This is a genomic window from Gammaproteobacteria bacterium (genome assembly GCA_029862005.1).
Lineage (GTDB): Bacteria > Pseudomonadota > Gammaproteobacteria.
The window spans coordinates 1-13,706 of the sequence record JAOTYD010000001.1 but is presented as its reverse complement, the minus strand read 5'-3'; the positions used below and the strand labels follow the sequence as shown (position 1 = coordinate 13,706).

Below are 13,706 nucleotides of genomic sequence, written 5' to 3'. Positions count from 1 at the left end.
ACAGAAATTGACTCCGACCCTATCTTATCGCGGTAAACAGGAATCGGTTAACACAAAAAAAGTATTCGTCCGCCTGAATAATACGCTCGATACCTTCGAGCCAGGTCTCGGATTCCTCCGCCGAGATAGCATCCACCTTGCGTGCTGCACTGGCAAAATTTTGCAGCATGTTCGCCGAGAAACTGTTCTCCGTGTAACTTGCGTTGAGTACCGGTATTGCTTCCACGCGCACTGCGTCGAAGCCGAATTTCCTGAGAATGGGACGCAAGCGGCGCGGCAGGCTCGGATTAATCACGGCGCGTCCCCAGGAATCAAGAATTTTGCGAGTCACGGACTGGTCAAGGCTGTTGATGATCGCACCGCTCCAGTCGGTTTCGATGATGGCGATGCGTCCACCCGGCCTTAGCAGACGATAAAACTCGGCCAGCGCTTTTTCCAGGTCCTTTACGTAGAGCAAGGTCTGGGTGCAACTCAGTGCATCGAAACTGGCCTCGTCGAATGGCAGGGTTTCAATACTACCCTGCTGCAGGTTGACCTGTTCGAGCCCACCACAACGCCGGCGCGCGTGGGCCAGCATTGCCTCGCTAAAATCAACTCCCTCGGCTCGCCCCTCGGGACCCACGGCAAGTGCCTCCTGTTCCAGCAGTAGCCCGGTGCCGCACCCGGCATCAAGAACGGATTCACCGTTGGCAAGCGCGAGCGCGGCCAGCGTGCGCAACCGTTGATTCACAATTTCGGGGGTCCGGTAGCTGCGCTCGATCAGCTCGGCTGCTTTTTTATCATAGGTTTCCATATCTCCTGAAACCTACTTCAGGAATTTTTTTCAAGACTGAGCTTGAGTCCCTGCTGGTAATAATGGGCAGCCTTATCGGGCTGTTGTAACTGGTCCTCGAACAGCTCTGCAAGTGCGAGGCAGGCAGCCGGTGTTGCCCTGGCGCCAATACTGGCTTCAAAATAGCCCTGGGCTTTACCCCACAGACGCGCGCGCATCGCAATCCGCCCCAGCGCCAACAGCAGATTTTCATTCTGACCGAAGTCATCGAGCCATTTTTCGGCGCGCGACAGTTGCAGGTTCGCGTCTTTCGCTTCGAATCGACCGTAGCTCTCTATCAACTCGTCATCCCATTGATTATCCAGCGATTTCAGGAAGAGCTGCTCGGCTTTACTGCTGCGCCAGCCCTGGCTCGCCACCAGGTCGAGATAGTAGCGTGTCATGACAACATCCGATTGCAGGTCCTTGGGAATTTTACTCCAGGCCTGTTCAAAACCTTGCTGGTCATCGCGGGACTGATCAAGTATTCCGCGGTAGGTCGCCTGTTCGATCTCCTTGATTCGCGCTTCCTTGAACAATTTCTTGCGTCTCACCTCCGGCAGAATTTCAACCAACGCCCCCCAGTCTTTCAGATCATGGTAGGCGCGTGCCAGTAACATGGTCACGTAGTCGTGGCGCGGCGCGATACTGTGCAGATGGGTCAACGTCGCCAATGCCTGCTCGGTCTGCTTATGCGCAAGCTGGAGTTCGGCCTGGGTAACACCGATCGCGAGCTCCGCATCGGGATTGGCTTCGTGGGCATCCTTCAGGTAATTATCCCTGGCGTCGTGTTTGCCCTGCAGTTGGGCCGCGCGGGCCGCCGCAAGATAATGCACCAGCGGGCTATCGCTGTGATCGACGAGGCGCATCAACTGAACCTCCGCCTTTTCGAATCGTCCCTCGGCGAGGTCGATCAGACCCATGTTAAGTTGCCGCCTTGCCCGGGCATAACGCCGGTTTTGCGACTGGCGACGCACCGTGCGGGGCAGGCGCCAGATGCCGCGCAGGAACCGGAGTGCATAATAAATCGCGATCACCACTACGATCAGCGCTGCCAGCGCAAACGCAAGCGTGGTTTCAACCGAGTAATCACGGTAACGCAGCAACAGGAAACCCGGATCTTCGCGCACCAGCAATACGGCGCCGAGCACCAGAATTACCAGGATTAACAGGCCGACGATAAACTTAACCATTGTCAGGCTCCGGGGCTTCGGTTGCATCGGGTTGCGGTTCGTTCTCACGCTGGCTTAGAATGCGCAGCAATTCGCGCAACGAACCGGTGATGTCCGGTTTTTCCGGTTTTAACTCCATTTTCTGCAGTTCCTGCAACTGGGTCATGAAGTCATGGTTGGCCGCGTTATCGAGATCGTAGAATTCGCGAAACAGGCGCAGGCTCTGCTCGATCAAACGCAGGTACTGCCTGCCGTCACGCTCGAGCACCGCCCAGCGCGCAAGCTTCAGGTTGTCTTCCAGGGTTTCACCGACATCGGCAATATTGGCCTCGATCTCGGAAGGCTGGGTTGCCTCGTTGCGCACCTTGACCAATGAATCGATAAACGCGTTGAACCGATCGAACCAGTCCTGTGATGCCGGAGTTTCCGGTGCTGGCGAGGCAGGTTCGTCCACGCGCAACGCGAAGCCGGGTTCAAGCACCCGCACCTGGCGCCGCAATTGCGCCAGGATCAGCGTCATGCCCACCAGGTCGGCGCGCTTGCGTGTTTTGAGGTCGGCGATTTCCTCGCTGATCTTGACCCGGACCGGCAATAAACCGGGATCAGCGGTGAGCGCGATCCGGTCACTGGCCGCCTGCAGCGTGATCGCGGCACCTTCGAAGTCGTCCTGCAGGATCAGCTTGTGCTGGGCTACACGCATCAGGTACTCGACTTCTGCAAGCTGCCAGTCATTCTTGTCGCGACCATACAGCTCGTAGAGCTTTTCGCTCGACTCCCGCAAGCCCTGCTGTTCGACCCCGAGCTCGTCGAGCTTTCTGCCGAGACTGCCGAGATCGCTTTTAAGGGGCGACAGGCTGGATTCGAGCCGGGCATTTTCAGCCTTGCTGGCGAGTTGCTGTTCGAGATCGGTGAGTGCGGACTCATAGTCTCGAGCGACCTGTTGCTGTTGCCACCAGTAATAACCCGCGGCACCCGCGAGCACCAGGATTAACAGGAAATTGAAAAAGCCGAACCAGGAGCGGCGCGGTTTAGGCGGTACATTCTGTTCTGTCTCGGGTTTGGGCTCGGGCGAGATTTCAGCTTCTTCGGGTACCTCGTCTCCGGGTTCGGACGAGGTATCGGATTCTACAGGTGCCTCTCCCTCGGGTTCAGCTGCCGGCGAAATTTCGCCATTGCCAGATTCTTCAGTTTCAAGCTCGATTTCGAGATCGCTTGTCTCCGCGTTATCCGTATCGGTAGACTGGACCTCGGTACCGGTTTCCTTGTCGCCTGATGATTCTTCTTTAATCATATTCTGGTTAGTGTCGATGTTATCGCTGATCAGCCCATTCGCTTATCGACTGCTGAACGCCTTCGTCGCTGGCGCTGCGTGCGATAACGATGGTCGCATTATGTCCCAGTTTCAACGCCGATTCACGCATTCTTTCGCTGATCAAAAGCCACGGGATCTGGCGTAATCGCTCCGCGGCATCGGCATCCACCAGCTCAAACAGGTTATGCATGCCCTCGTTGCTGGTCAATATTGCAAGCGTTGGAAACGTCTCGGCAACCAGTCGATTGAAGGCAGATAGATCACGTTGCGGCAGCTCGCGGCGATAGACCTCGCAATAGCGGACCTCGGCACCGCGTGCAACCAGTTCTTCTCCGAGCAGGTTGCGCCCCTGTTGACCGCGAAAAATCATAATGCGTTTACCTGCAACCTGCTGCAATTCATCGGCATCAAGCAAGGCTTCACTGTTATAGGGTTCGCCCGCGACCAGGCACTGATCCAGGTTCGCGACCCGGTCGGCCAGCGCGCGTCGTGTCGCTGTACCGATCACGCCAAAAGACCGGTTCGATGCAAGCCGCGACGCGTCGAGCATACGAAATGCGCCATCGACCGCGTTACGACTGACAAACAATAGGATATCGAACTGCGGGATCTCCCGGGCCAGGCGTTGTTCAAGGTCAGGATTTTCAATTGGTGCGATTTCAATTACCGGAAACGACAAGACCCGCGCACCATCCCGCTCGAGTAGCGCGGTGAGTTCGGCCTGCTGATGCCGAGGCCGGGTATTCAGAATTACCTGGCCCTGCAGCCCTGACACCATACTTAATCCCGTAGCCTGGCGAGAATGCTATCGGCACCCTGTGCCAGCAGTTGATGTGCCAGTTGTACTCCCAGATCGTGCGCCTCGGAGCGGTTACCGCGGATTTCGGCTCGTAGAATTTTACTGCCGTCGGGCTCCCCCACCAACCCCCGCAGGTATATCTGATCCTGCTCAAGTACCGCATACCCGGCGATCGGTACCTGGCAGCCACCATTCAGGGTTTGATTCAAGGCACGCTCGGCCACGATCCGGAGCGTGGTTTCAGTATGCTCAAGCGGCGCAATCAGTTCGCGCAGTTGCTGGTCATCGCCACGAATCTCGATACCGAGCACGCCCTGGCCAATAGCTGGCAGGCACTCTTCAGGCTCAATCGCGACCTTGATGCGCTCGGCAAAGCCGAGGCGCTGCAATCCCGCTGCCGCGAGGATAATGGCATCGAACTCGCCGGCATCAAGTTTCGACAGGCGGGTATTGACATTGCCGCGCAACCAGTCGACTCGCAGCCCGGGATAACGTTCACGTAACTGGGTCTGACGACGCAGGCTGGAAGTGCCGACCAGCGTGCCATCAGGCATTTCGGAGAGCCTGGCATACCGATTCGAAACGAAGGCATCGCGCGGGTCTTCACGTTCCATAACGAGTGCGAGCTCAAGCCCGTCCGGAAAATGTACCGGCACATCCTTGAGTGAATGCACCGCCAGGTCGGCGCGACCGTCGAGCAAACCCTGCTCCAGCTCCTTGACAAACAGGCCCTTGCCGCCAACCTTGGCAAGCGGTGAATCGAGCATCTTGTCGCCGCGGGTTTTCATCGTCACCAGCGAAACCTTGAGATGTGAATGCAATGCTTCGAGACGAGCCGCCACATGCTCTGCCTGCCACAGCGCCAGCGGGCTGGCACGGGTAGCGATGCGCAATTCAGATCGGGTCTCGGTCATACCCGTTACAGGTTCCTGATAATCTTGCGCACGCCCGGCAAATGCCGGCGGCTGACTTCGAGGGTATCGTCAATATCGCGGAAGATGACCCGGTGGCCGTCATTTTCGGATTGCATCCCGGCCAGTCGCGACAGGCTGACCAGCGCGTTACGATGGATGCGATGGAAGCGGTCGCCAAACTCGGACTCAAGGCCCTTGAGCGCGTCCTCGATCAAAACCTCGCCCTCGGTATGGCGTACGGTGACATATTTCTGTTCGGCGTGAAAATAATAGATGTTATCGATCGGTACCAGCACTAGGCTGCCGCGTACCCGTGCACAAATATGCTGGCGCGCCTCGAGCCCTGACAGCACACCGTTGCTGCGGGAGGCCTGGGCGCGGGTCGGACGGATGGTTGCATCCAGCGCCGCCTGCAGGCGCTCCTGCTTGACCGGCTTCAGCAGGTAGTCGACCGCATGGGTTTCGAAGGCTTCGAGGGCATGGTCCGAAAACGCGGTAATAAAAATGACCGCTGGTGGTTCATCGAGCTTGGCGATATGGCGCGCGGCTTCAATGCCATCCATGCCCGGCATCCGGATATCGAGTAGCACGATATCGGGTTCCAGGCTTTGCGCCATGCCGAGTGCCTCGAGCCCGTTAACCGCCTCGCCCACCAGCTCATGTGCATCGAGTTCGCCTACCATGCGCGCCAGGCGATCACGTGCCGGCTTTTCATCGTCGACTATCAGGATTTTCACGAAGTCTCCGCCGTTGGAATCGTTAACTTTATAGTATAGCGTGTCTCAGTCTCGGATAACGCCATTGAAGCCAGTCCATCAAAAGCCAGCGCCAGGCGTTCCTTAATATTCTCCATCGCCATGCGATTACCCTGGCGGCGTTCCGACTGTTGTACCGGTATCACCGGGTTGGAGATTAGTATTTCAGTATCGGTGTCAGATTGACGAATTTCGATCTCGATGATGCCACCGGTGGGCAGGGGTTCAATCCCATGGTATATCGCGTTTTCCACCAGCGGTTGCAGGGTCAGCGCCGGCAGGTTAAGTGATGGTGGCGGTGATGGCAGTTTCCAGATCAGCTCGAGCCGATCGCCCAGGCGCAGGGCCTCGAGCTCGATATAGCTGCGCGTCAACTCGAGTTCCTGTTGCAGGGAGATACTGGACTCAGCCGCCAGGCTTGCTCGAAACAGGTCCGACAGATTCTCAATCGCCTGTTCGGCGAGATCCGGCTGGTCATGGGTAAGACTGGCGATGGTATTCATGCTGTTGAACAGGAAATGCGGTCGTATGCGCGCCTGCAGTGCCTGCAGTCGCGCCTGTGCCTGCACCTGAAGGCGTTGATCGGACTCGTAGTGGAGGTAAAAGTAACGCAACGCGAGACCGATCAGGATTGCCGCTACCGCCAGGTTGCGCGTCAACGTATAACCGACATCCTGCGCGGTGGGTCCAAAGCGTAGCATTTCACCCATGCTCAAACTCCCGAAACTGACCAGCAAGGTCATCAGCAGGGTTGTCGAAATTGCGATGATCGTGGTGCGCAGATGACTACCGAGCCAACTCTTACGCATTAGCACGCATAACACCGCCGCGGTCGCCATGCCAACCCACAGCATCGCAACCGAAATTAGCGAGATATGCACGAACAGGCTACCGCCACCGAAGCTGACCAGTGCGAATACAATCGCGATCAATTCGACCACCAGCAACAGGCGTAAAAATGCCTCGCCATCGCAGAAGTTGGGCAGGTAAGTCGAGTTTTTGGAGCCGGGTATACTTTTTTCTGTATTATCTGGCATAAAGAGTTGATTTGTTCGTCCCGCGCTGCAAGCATACAACAATATCTAGCACAATGTGCTGCCGTATTACGCACAATTTTACGACTGCCAAACGACCTGAAATCAATGAGCAAAGATGATACCCGCATGTGGGGCGGGCGCTTCAATCAACCCACCGACGAGTTCGTGCAGGCCTTTACTGCTTCGGTCGGTTTCGATCGGCGGCTCGCGCATGCCGATATCGAAGGTTCACGCGCCCATGCCATGATGCTGAAACACATCGGCGTGCTCAGTTCGGATGAGCTGACCGCAATCAAGTACGGTCTGCAGCAAATTCGTGAAGAAATCGACGCCGGCAAGTTCGCCTGGTCGGTGGCACTCGAAGACGTGCATATGAACATCGAGGCACGCCTGACCGAACTGATCGGCGATGCCGGCAAGAAACTGCACACCGGTCGCTCGCGCAATGATCAGATCGCAACCGATATTCGACTTTACCTGCGTGAACAGATCACGGTTTGCATGCAAGGTATTCGCAGCTTTCAAAACGGGCTGCTCGATGTTGCCGAACGCGAAGTCGAAACCATTATGCCCGGCTTTACCCACCTGCAGGTCGCCCAACCGGTAAGTTTCGGGCATCACATGCTGGCCTGGTTTGAAATGCTCGATCGCGACCATGGACGACTGTCAGACTGCGCGGTACGCATGAACCAGATGCCGCTGGGCAGTGCCGCTTTGGCTGGCACTTCTTTCGAACTCGACCGGGAGTACACGGCCGAACTACTGGGCTTTGACATGCCCAGCCGCAACTCGATCGACGCGGTTAGCGATCGCGATTTCGCGATCGAATTTTGCGCTGCTGCCGCGATCTGCATGATGCACCTGTCGCGCATGGCCGAGGAGCTGGTGCTGTGGTCGAGTGCACAGTACGATTTTATCCAGCTGCCCGATCGCTATTGCACGGGCTCTTCGATCATGCCGCAAAAGAAAAACCCGGACGTGCCCGAGCTGGTGCGTGGTAAATCCGCGCGCGTGAGCGGACACCTGATGAGCCTGTTGATGCTGATGAAAGCGCAACCGCTTGCGTATAACAAGGATAACCAGGAAGACAAGGAGCCGTTGTTCGACACCCTCGACACCTTGATCGATTCGCTGCGCGCGTTCGCCGACATGGTGCCCGCACTAAGTGTCAACCGGGAAAAAACCTACCAGGCCGCGCAACAGGGGTATGCGACCGCGACCGATCTCGCCGATTACCTGGTCAAAAAAGGCGTGACCTTCCGCGACGCACACGAAGCAGTCGGCAAGGCTGTCGCATTTGCGATCAAGCAAGGCAAGGATCTCAGTGCATGCACGTTGAAAGAATTGCAGAAGTTCGACAAGCGCATCGAAGAGGATGTGTTCGAGGTGCTGACGCTCGAAGGCTCAATCAATGCGCGCAACATCACCGGCGGAACCGCGCCCGAACAGGTGCTGTTCCAGGTCAACGCTGGCCGCGAAAGAATCAAGGACTAAGGTTATATAATTCTCTGTTCAAGCCACTCGGCGAGATGGAAGATTTCCTGTTCCGAAACGCTGTGTGCCATGCCCTTGTACTCATGCCATTCAACCGCGTAACCGTGCTTTTCAAGCTCGCCACGGGTCTCGTAAGCGAGGACAACCGGCACCACGGGGTCAGCCGATCCATGCGCCAGCAGAATTGGAAGGCCTGCATTGACCTTGGACTTTTCGCGCTCCAGTGTTTCCGCGAGCGGCAGGAAACTCGATAAAGCGATAATACCGGCAAGTTGCTTGCCGTAACGCAGGCCGGCGTGTAATACAATGGCGCCACCCTGCGAGAAACCGGCAAGCACGATGCGCTCAGGTGCAATGCCACTGGCAATTTCGGCATCGATGAGCTTATCGACCAGGTTGGCAGATGCACGAATACCCTTCTCGTCGACCTCGGCGCTGATGTCTGCAGTACCGATATCAAACCAGGCGCGCATCACGAAACCCTGGTTGATGGTGACCGGCATCATCGGCGCGTGCGGAAAAACGAAGCGGATGTTGAGGCCGGGGTCGAGACGCAGTTCAGGCACGATGGGCTCAAAATCGTGACCATCGGCGCCGAGGCCATGCAACCAGATGACGCAGGCATCAGGCGCGTGCACGCCGGTGTCAATTACCAGGGATTCGTCAGCCATTACGGATCTCGCTCAAAAACCAAGGCCGGATTATAGCGGTGCCGTGCCAATCCATCACGTTTTATTCAAATCGCTTAACGGGCTACGCACTCCACGTGCGCCGCGTTTAAGCACATGGGTATAGATCTCGGTCGTCTTGACATCCCGATGGCCCAGCTGCTCCTGCACGGTGCGGATGTCGGCGCCCGCTTCGAGCAGGTGGGTGGCAAACGAGTGCCGCAGGGCATGGCTGGTGACGTGCTTGTCGATGCGTGCCTGGCGCGCCGCCTGCCGGATTGACCGATTGATGTTGGCCTCATGGAGATGGTGACGCCGGAGTAAACTGCTGTGCGAGTCTAGCGCCAGGCGCGGAGACGGGAACAGGTACTGCCACCCCAGGGTTTTGGCCGCTGCGGAATATTTTCGCGCCAGCGCATCCGGCATCCAGACACCCGCATAGTGCGCATGCCGGCTGTCTTCCTGCAGGTACAGGCGCACCCTTTCGATCTGGCTTCGCAACGGTGGCACCAGTTCAGGTGCCAGCGTGGTCAAACGGTTATGGTATCCCTTGCCATTCCACACCTGTAACTGGTGGCGCTCCAAATCGATATCCTTGACTCTTAGCCTAACCGCTTCGGTACGGCGTAAGCCCGAGCCATAGAGCAGCGACGCAATCAACAGGGCCGTGCCTGACAGGTGTTGCAGCAACTGAGCGATCTCGAGCCGGGTTAACACAACCGGGAGATTGCGCTGACGCCTGGCGCGATTGAAATTGCCCAGTTCCCCCAACGGGTTTTCAAGCACCCGGTTGTACAGGAAAGCCAACGCATTCAGCGCAATTTTCTGAGTGGCAATGGAAACCTCCCGTTCCACCGCGAGATAGGTCAGGAATTGCTCAATCTCCTTCGAACCTATTTCAGACGGGTGGCGCATACCGTGGTGCACGATAAAATACCTGATCCAGTAGAGATATGATTTGATCGTGCGTTTGCTATAGCGACGCACCGCCATATAATCAGACACGGAGGCAAGAAACGGCGAGGCAACAGGCTTTTGTAAGGTGGGCATAGTAACGAATCCTTTCGTGAAACTATTCCCAGCCACCTTACCAACCTCAGCCGCCAAATCAAGGGTATTATCGAGTCATTTACTCGATAACAATGAATCTAATAATCAGCAACAAATTTAGTGGGTAAATCAGAAACTTGGCAACATACCAAACACAACCCCCCAGTTATCAAGTCCACCCGCTAATATATATTAAAAGGTCGAAGACCTTTTAAATAGGCTGTTATGGGTAAATCATAAATGTTCAAACTTTACTTTCGAATCTTAGTGATTGCATCAGTGGCTCTCTATGTAATTTGGGGATTCCTGCCCAGAATTGAATCGCATTTCTACAGCCCAGAGACAATTGACGCATTGTCTTGGGCGCACGTTGGTCGTGTTTTTAGCTGGGAGGCACTGAGTAACATTTCATATGCATTTCTAATTGCTTATGGTGTCGTCAGTATTGGCCTTATTTACTTTAAGCCCTGGGCCAGATTGGCGTTTCTTTGGTTAACAATCCTTTCGGTTGTCTCATCGTTCTTTTATGGAATTACTGTCTTAACTGAGCTTTCAACTGTGTATCTTCAGGTAATGAGTATTATAGATGGCTTCATATTAGCATTGGTGTACTTCAGCAGTTTGAGTAAAGAGTTCAAATTTACCCATAACAAGCGCATGCAGTCGGACCGGCCTACGGCCGGCCGCTGATGCGAGGCGTTAGGCGTTTAATGAGTCCTTCGTCATAACAGTAATCATCCATATAGGACAATGTAGATATAAAATGAAAGCAATGGCCTGTATCTCATTTCTCTCCCTAACTATGTCATTAATATCATGCAGTATTGGTGGTATTAGCAGCAGTGATGACGATGCAGCAGCAGTTTCGGCACCAAGTACATTAGCTGGTAAAACGTATCGAGTAACAGCTGAATCTGGTTCAGGTGAGTTCTCAAAAACGGGCACATTTACCGTTGTTTTTTTAAGTTCTCAGCCTTGGTACACCGTACAAGGTGATGGAGTTAATTTTCCCGATTCATGGGGGATGTACATCTATAGCTCTAATGGTGCCAGTGGTACTGTTAAAGTAACAGATTCTGTGGGTGGGAGTATTGCTTATTCGTTTACATTTAATACTGCTTTCTCTGGGACATATGTCGCAACTGAAACTACAACGGCAGGTGTAAATTCTACGCAGGCAGGCACATTCAATGAGCTATAAAGCTCCTAAGACGCAGCTACTAAGCATGAGCCAACAAAGCCGCCTAACAAGCGCATGCAGCCGGACAGCCAAACCGCTACGCGCTTTGTCTGCCGCTGATGCGAGGCGTTAGGGCGCTTAGACAAATCCCTACCTCCGCGACAGTATCCGATTTCTACGTCTTTAGGGACAAAATGATATGACAAAATCAATTCTATTATTGAGACTGAGTTATTGGATTGCGGCAATAGCAGATTTCATTGTTGCAATTTTAGTGTGGATACCGGAAAGAATGGGTGTAGACGAAGTAGCTTATCCGATGGGTCTGGCGTCTGTTACCATATTCTCATGGACTGTAATGTTGCTAATAGCAGATAGAAAACCAATAGAGCGAAAATGGATACTGATTCCAACAATTCTCGTTGTAACATTGATTACGGTCGTAAGAACGAAGTTTTCTTTGGATGGAACTGTTGAATTTAATTTGGTCCTGTTTCTATTTGCAATTGGTCTGATTAGCCTGATGACGTACAGCTATTATTACGCGAGCAAATATTCTACAAAGTAGGTAACACTAAACAAAACGCGCCTAACAAGGGCATGCAGACGGACGTGGCCTACGGCCACGCCGCTGATGCCGAGCGTTAGGCGATTTCAGAAATCTTCAATTATTTCGATTTTAAACCCAGTAAAATTCCATACAAAACCCGTGATTAATAAACGAAACACCTTACCGATAATCGATATCCGAGTGTTGTATGACGACAAGCCCGAAATCTGGGTGCCTGTAGATCAAGCAATAGGAAAAGCATGTGAAACCATTGGGGGATTCATGGCGGTCGGCTTACCTGCCCCGTTAAAACCAGAATCTAAAATAATCGAGAAACTATTTTCCCTGTTTGACCTATCACAGCCAGTGCTATATGAAATGGGGAAGCGGGAAATGTGCCCCACCAGTCGACGCTGTATGCGCGGCTACGTCGATAGGCGAGCCGGTGGTTTTGCCTACAATGAAATCTTCGATATTGGCCCAGAAATGCCCGCCTCTGGTCCCGGTATAGATGATATCGAACTGGTCACCGAAACAAATGTCTGGCCTTCAGTAGAGCCCGCCCCCAACTGGCGAGAAGAAATGACTGCACGATTCACGCAAATGGAGGCATTGGGTGTCAGAATTATTCGCGCCATGGCGCGCTACTTGAATGTCAATGAAACAACCGCAGCGGCTCGATACCAGAACAGTAGCTCGAGTATGCGACTATTGAAATATCCAGGTAATCCAACTGGGCAAAATCAAAACGTTATCGGAAAAAAACATACCGACAATGGCGGGCTCACCTTCCAATGGCAAGATCAACCAGGTTTGCAAATTAAAACGCCAACCGGAGAGTGGCTGGATGTCCCCGAGAGAAGTGAAGGGCTTTCTGTCCATTTGGGAGAGGCCCTCGAAACGCAGTCATCTCGGAAGTTCGTTGCAACGCCGCATCGAGTATTAGGTTGGGACAGGGTCCGTCATTCCATCGTATTTTTCCTGGAACCCAATCTATTTAGCAGTACCAATGCATTCAGCGAAAATTCATGCGATGAAACTCCTTCCAATGACGAGACATATGCAGCGTCAATGATCAATACGTTACGCAAAACTGGCCGCGCATGAGTAACGATATCGAATTACAACCATTATCGCCTAACAAGCGCATGCAGTCGGACCAAAGCGCCCGCTACGCGTTCACTTTGGCCGCTGATGCCAGGCGTTATGTTCTATGTCACATCTACGAGTAATTGGTGGTAAAATACCGCTCGGAGATTAACCTATGTCAAGCATATTAAAACTTCCATTAGAAGACCGTATCCGACTAGTCGAAGATATCTGGGACAGCATTGCGGCGGAACAATCTTCACTTGAATTGACAGATGCTCAGAGGATGGAGCTAGACAAACGCCTAGACGCCTATGAAGGGGATGGCGACAAAGGGCGCGAAGCTTCTGAGGTCATAGCGGATATAAAAAGCAGGCTGTGAAGTCCGTAGTCAACTTCCAGCCGGATGCTGAAACAGATGTCGCAGACGCAGCTGCCTGGTATGAGACTCAAAGATAAGGATTGGGAGCAGAATTTTTGGACGAAGTTTTGTCGATCTGCGACCTAATTGGCGAAATCCTGAAATGTTTCCCGTGGTTCATCGAATACTCGAAGAGCCGTCATTAAGAAATTTCCATTTGGAATTTACTACAGAGCAGAAAATGCTCTTGTATCAATTGTCGCAGTAATGCACGGTAGCCGTGACCCTAATAACTGGAAAGATAGAACATAACAAGCAAATGCAGACGGACGCGGCTGACGCCGCGCCGCTGATTTGAGCGTTAGGCGTCTTATGGCTACTCTTCCCAATATAGATTACGACCTAAACCAACTGCGCAGCGATTTATCGGAGTTAATGACGCAACTTAGCGACAAGCGGCAAAAGGAAATTGGTTGGATCGAGACTGCTTACATTAGGGTTCACTATCAGGACC

14 protein-coding genes are annotated in these 13,706 nt (G+C 53.7%); 5 read left to right on the top strand and 9 right to left on the bottom strand.

The genetic code is table 11. From position 1 onward, the window contains the following. Positions 1-19: 19 nt before the first annotated feature. From OES20_00070 to OES20_00040, 7 genes are read right to left on the bottom strand one after another with little or no spacing between them, the layout of a single operon-like run. Positions 20-793 (bottom strand): methyltransferase domain-containing protein, encoded by a 774-nt coding sequence (locus tag OES20_00070; protein MDH3633075.1) that lies wholly within the window; start codon positions 791-793, stop codon positions 20-22. A 17-nt stretch (positions 794-810) separates the two neighbouring features. Then, entirely contained in the window at positions 811-2,004 is a 1,194-nt protein-coding gene (locus OES20_00065) for a heme biosynthesis protein HemY (protein MDH3633074.1), read from the bottom strand. Beyond that, positions 1,997-3,274 carry a uroporphyrinogen-III C-methyltransferase gene (locus tag OES20_00060; GenBank protein MDH3633073.1) on the bottom strand — a complete coding sequence of 426 codons (1,278 nt, stop codon included), beginning with the start codon at positions 3,272-3,274 and terminating at the stop codon, positions 1,997-1,999. The genes OES20_00065 and OES20_00060 overlap by 8 nt, the downstream gene beginning before the upstream one ends. A 19-nt stretch (positions 3,275-3,293) precedes the next feature. Next, positions 3,294-4,073, bottom strand: coding sequence for a uroporphyrinogen-III synthase (locus OES20_00055; GenBank protein MDH3633072.1), 780 nt, complete (start codon positions 4,071-4,073; stop codon positions 3,294-3,296). A gap of 2 nt (positions 4,074-4,075) precedes the next feature. Further along, a complete protein-coding gene (gene hemC, locus OES20_00050; GenBank protein MDH3633071.1) occupies positions 4,076-5,008 on the bottom strand; it encodes a hydroxymethylbilane synthase in 933 nt (310 codons plus the stop codon). Between the two features lie 5 nt (positions 5,009-5,013). Then, complete coding sequence (locus OES20_00045) at positions 5,014-5,745, bottom strand: LytTR family DNA-binding domain-containing protein (GenBank protein MDH3633070.1); 732 nt, start codon at positions 5,743-5,745, stop codon at positions 5,014-5,016. Continuing rightward, complete coding sequence (locus OES20_00040) at positions 5,742-6,800, bottom strand: histidine kinase (protein MDH3633069.1); 1,059 nt, start codon at positions 6,798-6,800, stop codon at positions 5,742-5,744. Before OES20_00040 ends, OES20_00045 begins: the two co-directional genes overlap by 4 nt. A 105-nt stretch (positions 6,801-6,905) precedes the next feature. Here OES20_00040 and argH point away from each other — a divergent pair, with 105 nt between their 5' ends. Further along, on the top strand, positions 6,906-8,294 hold the full coding sequence (gene argH, locus OES20_00035; protein MDH3633068.1) for an argininosuccinate lyase: 1,389 nt from the start codon (positions 6,906-6,908) through the stop codon (positions 8,292-8,294). Between the two features lie 2 nt (positions 8,295-8,296). Here argH and OES20_00030 read toward each other — a convergent pair whose 3' ends face one another. Next, on the bottom strand, positions 8,297-8,965 hold the full coding sequence (locus OES20_00030) for an alpha/beta hydrolase (GenBank protein ID MDH3633067.1): 669 nt from the start codon (positions 8,963-8,965) through the stop codon (positions 8,297-8,299). 54 nt (positions 8,966-9,019) lie between these two features. Further along, the gene (locus OES20_00025; GenBank protein ID MDH3633066.1) at positions 9,020-10,012 is read right to left on the bottom strand and encodes an integron integrase; all 993 of its coding nucleotides are present in this window, start codon (positions 10,010-10,012) and stop codon (positions 9,020-9,022) included. 763 nt (positions 10,013-10,775) lie between these two features. Here OES20_00025 and OES20_00020 point away from each other — a divergent pair. The 4 genes from OES20_00020 (at position 10,776) to OES20_00005 (ending at position 13,213) form a co-directional block, all read left to right on the top strand. Continuing rightward, positions 10,776-11,213 (top strand): hypothetical protein, encoded by a 438-nt coding sequence (locus OES20_00020; protein MDH3633065.1) that lies wholly within the window; start codon positions 10,776-10,778, stop codon positions 11,211-11,213. 178 nt (positions 11,214-11,391) lie between these two features. Further along, entirely contained in the window at positions 11,392-11,760 is a 369-nt protein-coding gene (locus OES20_00015; GenBank protein MDH3633064.1) for a hypothetical protein, read from the top strand. Positions 11,761-11,826: 66 nt separating this feature from the next. Then, complete coding sequence (locus tag OES20_00010; protein ID MDH3633063.1) at positions 11,827-12,849, top strand: hypothetical protein; 1,023 nt, start codon at positions 11,827-11,829, stop codon at positions 12,847-12,849. Between the two features lie 157 nt (positions 12,850-13,006). Then, a complete protein-coding gene (locus OES20_00005) occupies positions 13,007-13,213 on the top strand; it encodes an addiction module protein (GenBank protein ID MDH3633062.1) in 207 nt (68 codons plus the stop codon). Positions 13,214-13,706 lie beyond the last annotated feature (493 nt).

Bases quoted from the DNA above. Each gene is read 5' to 3' on its own strand.
- OES20_00005 (MDH3633062.1), top strand. From the start codon at position 13,007: ATGTCAAGCATATTAAAACTTCCATTAGAAGACCGTATCCGACTAGTC.
- OES20_00055 (MDH3633072.1), bottom strand. From the start codon at position 4,073: ATGGTGTCAGGGCTGCAGGGCCAGGTAATTCTGAATACCCGGCCTCGG.
- OES20_00040 (MDH3633069.1), bottom strand. From the start codon at position 6,800: ATGCCAGATAATACAGAAAAAAGTATACCCGGCTCCAAAAACTCGACT.
- OES20_00060 (MDH3633073.1), bottom strand. From the start codon at position 3,274: ATGATTAAAGAAGAATCATCAGGCGACAAGGAAACCGGTACCGAGGTC.
- hemC (MDH3633071.1), bottom strand. From the start codon at position 5,008: ATGACCGAGACCCGATCTGAATTGCGCATCGCTACCCGTGCCAGCCCG.
- argH (MDH3633068.1), top strand. From the start codon at position 6,906: ATGAGCAAAGATGATACCCGCATGTGGGGCGGGCGCTTCAATCAACCC.
- OES20_00030 (MDH3633067.1), bottom strand. From the start codon at position 8,965: ATGGCTGACGAATCCCTGGTAATTGACACCGGCGTGCACGCGCCTGAT.
- OES20_00025 (MDH3633066.1), bottom strand. From the start codon at position 10,012: ATGCCCACCTTACAAAAGCCTGTTGCCTCGCCGTTTCTTGCCTCCGTG.
- OES20_00015 (MDH3633064.1), top strand. From the start codon at position 11,392: ATGACAAAATCAATTCTATTATTGAGACTGAGTTATTGGATTGCGGCA.
- OES20_00065 (MDH3633074.1), bottom strand. From the start codon at position 2,004: ATGGTTAAGTTTATCGTCGGCCTGTTAATCCTGGTAATTCTGGTGCTC.
- OES20_00070 (MDH3633075.1), bottom strand. From the start codon at position 793: ATGGAAACCTATGATAAAAAAGCAGCCGAGCTGATCGAGCGCAGCTAC.
- OES20_00020 (MDH3633065.1), top strand. From the start codon at position 10,776: ATGAAAGCAATGGCCTGTATCTCATTTCTCTCCCTAACTATGTCATTA.
- OES20_00010 (MDH3633063.1), top strand. From the start codon at position 11,827: ATGCCGAGCGTTAGGCGATTTCAGAAATCTTCAATTATTTCGATTTTA.